At 51.1% G+C, this 6,572-nt stretch carries 6 protein-coding genes; 4 read left to right on the forward strand and 2 right to left on the reverse strand.

Translation table 11 applies throughout. The annotated features are described in order from the left end of the window. Positions 1 to 337: 337 nt before the first annotated feature. The 4 genes from C3418_RS22305 to C3418_RS25110 all read left to right on the forward strand — a co-directional run bounded on the left by C3418_RS22305 (position 338) and on the right by C3418_RS25110 (position 5,187). Positions 338 to 1,687, forward strand: a complete 1,350-nt coding sequence (locus C3418_RS22305) for an HNH endonuclease (protein WP_219812703.1) — start codon at positions 338 to 340, stop codon at positions 1,685 to 1,687. After that, positions 1,687 to 2,940, forward strand: coding sequence for a nucleotidyltransferase (locus C3418_RS22310; RefSeq protein ID WP_103859301.1), 1,254 nt, complete (start codon positions 1,687 to 1,689; stop codon positions 2,938 to 2,940). Before C3418_RS22305 ends, C3418_RS22310 begins: the two co-directional genes overlap by 1 nt. 901 nt (positions 2,941 to 3,841) lie before the next feature. Next, the gene (locus C3418_RS24560; protein ID WP_219812704.1) at positions 3,842 to 4,708 is read left to right on the forward strand and encodes a ThiF family adenylyltransferase; all 867 of its coding nucleotides are present in this window, start codon (positions 3,842 to 3,844) and stop codon (positions 4,706 to 4,708) included. Between the two features lie 164 nt (positions 4,709 to 4,872). Further along, complete coding sequence (locus C3418_RS25110; RefSeq protein WP_374755714.1) at positions 4,873 to 5,187, forward strand: Mov34/MPN/PAD-1 family protein; 315 nt, start codon at positions 4,873 to 4,875, stop codon at positions 5,185 to 5,187. 16 nt (positions 5,188 to 5,203) lie between these two features. Here C3418_RS25110 and C3418_RS22325 read toward each other — a convergent pair whose 3' ends face one another. Together C3418_RS22325 and C3418_RS22330 are read right to left on the reverse strand one after the other, a co-directional pair. After that, positions 5,204 to 5,752: a 3'-5' exonuclease gene (locus C3418_RS22325; RefSeq protein WP_103859304.1), complete on the reverse strand. Its 549-nt coding sequence runs from the start codon at positions 5,750 to 5,752 to the stop codon at positions 5,204 to 5,206. 79 nt (positions 5,753 to 5,831) lie between these two features. Next, complete coding sequence (locus C3418_RS22330; RefSeq protein ID WP_146054143.1) at positions 5,832 to 6,440, reverse strand: hypothetical protein; 609 nt, start codon at positions 6,438 to 6,440, stop codon at positions 5,832 to 5,834. Positions 6,441 to 6,572 lie beyond the last annotated feature (132 nt).

The raw sequence follows: 6,572 nt of genomic DNA on the forward strand, positions 1-6,572 counted from the left end.
AAGTTGGAGTGGGCAATGGTGTATTTATCCAAAAACGGCAAAAAGAGTAGGCAGAGAAAATCCAAGCAAAACAACACGTTAGACGGTATTATTAATTCGCTTGCCGCTTAAGGTTCTGTACATGAAGTTGACATAACACACAACCATAAATCAGTAACTTACTTGAGTTTTATAACCTATAAGTTGACATAAAAATAACCCATAAGCTGACATAATAATGTACCGTCAACTCCTATCCCCCCTTATCAGGTTGTAATTTTACTACAAAAAAACAATTCAGGATTCACAACAAGTATTTGGCAGCTTCAGTTTTAATGAATCACCTTCCTCTTAAACCATGTTCTGGATCAATCAAGTCTCTTCTTGCTTTTGTCAAAAACATCTCAAAAACACCATATATATGGATAAAACAAAAAATAAATGCTATATATTGTGGTTGCAATGGCAAACCCTAGCGTTCAACAGACTCATAATTTGTAATGATCATGGATGTCTCACAGAGGAGATTGAAGTGGAAAAACTAGAGAAGCCTAACCCCGCAAATGGGCGCTATAACACCAATGAAGAGACGAAGCGGATCGTCTGGATACAGTCTGCTGGACATTGTGAGCTATGTGGCAATGATCTTACGCACGACTATCGCGTAGGCAAACCCATGAAGTGGGGTGAGGTTGCCCATGTATTGCCAGCTAGCCCAAAGGGTCCGAGGGGACGTAAGGATCATGACGAAGCAAAAGCACAGGCGCTCACAAATGACTCTGCCAATCTGATGCTCCTGTGCCCTAGCTGTCATGACAAGATTGACCGTGACGCAGATGGCTACCCAGAGGAAGACTTAAGTGGCCTTCACCAAGCATACTTGGACCGCATTAGGCTCGCAGCTACGACACCCAATGGTGGTCGGGCCATACCCGTGATCGTGCTGAGTCAGCACTTCGCAACGACTAATGACATCCACACTCGCGACTTATTGGTTGCAATGTCTTCCGAAGGATTAACGGCAATTGATCACCCAATTAGGATCACGTTTCCAGCACCAGGACCTCGTGGTAGGGATGTATTTTACTGGCAAAATATCAAGGACAGCATCCTGCACGACTTGGAACAGCAGCTAAGACGCCGTGGAGGTATATATAGCGACACGCCTGCGATTGCCGTTGTGGGTGTAGCCGATATTCCTGCGCTGATGCTACTGGGGCAGACCATAGGAGACCGTTCCAAGCGCCTACTTTTTTCCTTCAATCGCGAGTATCAACTTCGTTGGCCCGATCAGTCAGCTGATCCGCCGGAGTATCTGTTTGCTTCCCCACCAGATGGCGATGCCCCACTGGCACTGGTCCTATCCATATCCGCACAAGTCCCCCACCGCGATGTAAACGATGCCTTACCTGGTGCGCGCATCGCAGAGCTGACTATCCCTGAGCCCAGTTATATGATGGTCCAGAACCGTCGTGTGATTCATGCGTTCCGCAACGCACTCCAGATACGCTTGAGCCAACTCGAGGCCATGACAGCGAGTACGATCCATGTGTTCCCAGCAATTCCAGCTGCACTAGCGATCGAGTTTGGTGCCTTGCTCACTACGCAACATCAGCATCAGTACCTGATCTTTGATCGCGATAAAGACAGCCAAAACAAGTTCAAGCCAACACTAAATTTGGGTCTCCAGGCCCAGGAGGCCCAGTAATGTCCATGAGTAATGAACAAACTAAACGCGACAGTTGGCAGCACTTCCTGCTTCGTGCAGCAAGAGAGATCTCACTGTCGGAACCGCAGTACAGCAAGATCAACGAACGCTACTCTCAGCTACAAAAGATACTCTCTGCTTCTGACAATCCCCTATTGGCTGAGGCACATATCTTTGTTCAAGGCTCCATTCGGTTACAGACAACCATCAAACCCGTCTCTGGTGCCTTCGCAGATATGAACACCATCGACGCTGATGCAATCATCTGGCTACCTCATGCACAAGGGGTTGATGCGAATGAGGTCTTGGAGGCTATCGAAGCGAGGTTCAAAGAGGGTAGCCGCGTCCAGGAAGATATCCAGCCGTTGCGTCGTGGTATCCGGATTGTCTACGCCGATGAGAGCCCTGGTTTTCATATCGATGTCACACCAGCGCGCGCCATAAATGGAAATGTCGAAGAGAATGGTGAGGGTAAGTTAGAGGTCCCAGACCGAGTAACTGGTTGGAAAGCAAGTAGTCCCATTCCCTACTCCAACTGGCTACAGGCAGCGTCTACCCAACAGATAGTCGCCATGGATAGTCTCGCACTCAACAAGAGTGAACGCATCTTTGAGGCAGCAACGCAGGATCCTTTGCCGACCTATCAGGACTACCTAGACCAAGATCCACTTCGTGCGACTATCAAACTGCTGAAGCGACATCGCGATGAATGGGCCATTCGGACCAAAAATGAGGATTTTCGCCCTATTTCAGCCGTAATCACGACACTTGCCACCCATGCCTATCTTGATGTGGTGCAAGAGTCCAAGTCGAAGCCGCTACGACCGCTGGATGCTATCCTAGAAATTGTTCGCAGAATGCCGCAATACATCAAATACCAAGCTAATGATTATCTAGTTTGTAATCCAAAAGATAACGGTGAGAACTTTGCCGAGAAGTGGAACAGGCCTCTTGAAGGAGAACGCTACCGCCAGGCTTTTTATGCATGGCACTTGAGCGCGAGTATGTCGGTAGCTCTGGGGCTGGAGAGTTTCGACTCTGCAAATGACTTTGCCAAGGAGGTGAAAGAAAACTTCGGTATGGGACTGACGTTCATCACAGAGGTGAACAACGAAATCCCGGCTAATTGGACGATGCCGGGTCGTTTAAATGGGACCACACGAAACACAATATCGATAGGGGCAATCTTTGGAGGAACAACCGCTTCTGAGAGTTCGCAGGCGAGTGTAAAGCCGGTTGAACGCCTTGGTTAAATATGCTGATACGCCTCTGCAGCGCGGAATCGCTGCCCTGCAGAGCATTTTGGGCGAGGATGCTGCTGCTACTCTACTTCAGCCCGCGCCTAGGCGGGGAGGAGAAGTCGCAAGCTTTTACTTCCCCCTACCAGTCGATTACACAGGACTAGAACGGCGCCTGCGTATCGGTTTTCCCTCTAACTTCCCGCAAGGGCTATTACAGTTACATGTCGAGCCCTCACCATGGCTGGTCTGGCCGCATGCGATGAAATCAGGGCTGTGCCTGCATGGTTTTCAGCAGCGCCCTATTACGGGGTCTCCTGAACTAGTCGTTAGGGACAGCTTGGCACGCTTAGCCAAGATTGTATCCCTAGCTAGCATGGGTGCGAGTAAAGAAAGGCGTGATGCCGAGTTCCAAAGTGAAATCACCTCATACTGGTCCATGCAGCTTGGTCATTCTCTGCAGAATCTCATCCTATTGGATCGGCCCCAAGTAGCATCTGAGCTTTTCGCCCTCAGCGATCCACGCAAAGCTGTACCATCTGGGCGAGAAACGGTTTGGTTAGCGACTGAGACGTCTGTACTTAGGAGACACTACAAGCGCGTAGTCGGACGATCCGCAACGATCCGTGCTGCCGAGATCCCCGGATTCTACGTTAAGCTGCGGAGCCATCCGAACATACGCATTCCAGCCCCAGGGCACTTATTACCATGGCTTACACCTCACCTAGATCCAGACGATGCCAAGCAGTTGCTCTCCTGGTTTGGAGAGCGCGGTTCGCTAACCAGTCGATGGATTGCCCTGGAGCTTCCAGGGGGTACAAATGCTCCGATCTACTGTCTCAATGTCCGCTCCTATGGCGCATCGTTAGATCGGGGGGCAAGATTCAACTTGCGTACTGCGCGCCGACGACCGGTCATGGCGGTTACTCATCCCCCCGAGCTCATCCGCTCGACTACTCTGAACGTGCTTGATCGGACGGCAATTTTGTCTCGTGACCTAAGCGGTGCAACAAAAAATCTTGAAAATACTCGCGTAGTTTGTATCGGCGCAGGCTCTCTGGGCGGGGCGGTGGCACTGCAGCTGGCTCGATCAGGCGTCGGTCATTTGACGATAATTGATTACGACACGCTGATATCAGCCAACCTTGGTAGACATGTTCTGGGAACGGATGACCTAGGAAGAGCAAAGGCCGAAGCACTCCGAGAAAAAATCCGCAGGGATCTACCTAGCATCGAAGTCACTACATATACCACCTTCGCCGAATATGTGTTTTATGCGAACCCCGATGTGTTCGAAAAAGCTGATCTGGTTGTATTGACCACTGCGGATTGGCAGTCAGAAGTCACATTCTGGCAAGCCAAGTCAGAAGGCACGTCCTGGGGATTGCTCCAGGCTTGGAGCGAACCCCACACACAGGTAGGACACGTCCTACTTGCCCCCACAGGAGCTTTTGATGCTAGGCACTTGTTCAGAGAAAACGGTGATTTCAGGCATAAGTTCACCGAGTGGCCAGGGGGAGGTATCGTTGCGCTTCCAGGCTGTGGGGAGAGTTTCATTCCTGGTGGGTCGATGGGAATGATGAACATCGCCTCTATGGTGTCGCAGACGGCCATACGCACCTTGACCGGCAATGTCGGGGACGCAACGTGGATAAGCAGCATTAACAGGCCTAAAGACATCGCGGCTCTGGGTGGATACTACCTTGGCCCTGAATTGCCAGAAGGGATGCTGCAAGCTCAGTTGGAGCGCGAATGGCCGAAACAAACGGAAGAAAATGAATGACAGATATCGCATGGCGATGGAGATGGTTCGGGGTTGATTCGGAGCTCTTGGTGTCCCAAGCTGTCGCGAAGGAACTAGATAGCAACCGGCAGCAGAGGTGGGATGTCGAACGTGGGGGGCAGTTATTCGTGAACCCAATTAACCCAGCAGGATTACTGCTTGCCATGGCTACTCCTCCTCACCGCAACGACCGCGCAGGCAGATCCTGGCTGGAACTGGACGCGGGACGCTGCCGACAGGAGATTGAGAGTGCCAATGCACAAGGACTACGTCTGGTGGGATACTGGCATACGCACCCCCAGACCATACCTGCAATTTCACTTACTGATATTGAAAGCTTCTCTAGGTTTGCTGCGCACCATATACAGGATTTGCCACATCCAATCGCCATCATTGTCGGTACATCCTCTAAGCCCGAAGGGATAAAGGCTTGGTCATTTAGGGGCGGTAAGTATGTCGAAGCTGCCTGGACTAGGTGAGTATCTAAGCACCAGGTCAGTATTTACCTCTATCCGCCAGCATCAGCGCAAAGAGCTCAGCCTGGAAGCGGGCATCATCCAATGCGTTGTGATTTGGCGCACTGCGTGGTTTGAACGTAGCAGCCATTTGGGAGGACTTGGTCTCCTTCCAACGACAGCAGGTAGCTCCCATGAAGTAGGCTTTTATATCGATTGCAGTGAACCCAAAGGGATTTCTTCCCAAGTATTTGTGGAAGTAGTAGTTGATAAACGACCAGTCAAAAGGTGCATTAAGACCTACGAACACCACATTCTGCCCAGGTAAACAGATCGAACTTAACCATTGCTCAAGAGTGCGCATTGCCTCTTGCGGAGAGAGTCCATCGCGTTCCAACGTCTCCAGATTTAGGCCGGACACTGCCACGGCTTCAGGGTCGTGTGTCACACCATCAGGCCGAAGTTCGAGGTAGATGGACGTTGCAGGCTTGGTAACAAGACAAGCTCCGATGGAAAGTAAGCTGTACTCGCTAGGTATGGGTCCAGAGGTTTCGACATCAACTGAAACATAAAGCTCATCTTGCGTCATCACACATCCTTATCGTAATAGTATTTCGGTGTAAGTATTATTAGACGCATACCTTTACTCCATAATTGCTACATATTACTTAGTCAGGGAAATACTTGCCAAACCGCCTAGCTCGTTCACGGGCTCCGACACACTGCTCGCGATAGCAGTAACCATGCAGCGTAAGTGCTTCCGACTCAAGGAAGCAATATTTGCAAACCTTAGGTCCCTCCTCCACCGGCCCGGTCACAGCATCCATTCTTCGCTGTCCAGTAACCAACTGGTCCACCGCCCGCTGTATTTCTCCTTCATCCAAGCGCCTACGTTCAATGGCTTCCTTGCGCTTTTGTTCCATCCGCTCCCAGATGGCTTCATTCCGCTGCTTGCGCTCTGCCATCTGACGCCGTTCCTCCTCTTCTTGCTGCTGGCGGGCTAACCGTAACATCGCCTCCCGCTGCTGTCGTCGCTCCTGTGCCAGTTTCTGTTCGCGCTCACGTCGGGCTTGGCGCTCAGGCTCCCGTGCCTCCTCTTCTCTCCACACCCGTAATCGCTCCTCCTCCCTCACCCGTTGTTCGGCCTGGCAGCGTTCCCTCTCATCTGCTTCGTATTGCAAGCGACTGCGCTTCAGTTCTGCCGCTGGATGAAACTGCCAGTGCAGACACTTCGGATTGGTACTGAGTATGTGGAACATCCAAGACGTGGTATCCATGCCGTGGTAATCCCCCCATTTTTAGGGGCATTCAAAAGTAGAGGTCATGCGGCCTGTGCCAGACGCTGTTTCGGCGTGTAGCCACCCAGCGCCATATTGGGCCGCTCATGGTTATAAACCCACAGCCAGTTC

Origin of the sequence: Aeromonas sp. ASNIH8 (assembly GCF_002919855.1) — a bacterium.
In the GTDB taxonomy this organism is placed as follows: Bacteria; Pseudomonadota; Gammaproteobacteria; order Enterobacterales; family Aeromonadaceae; genus Aeromonas; species Aeromonas caviae.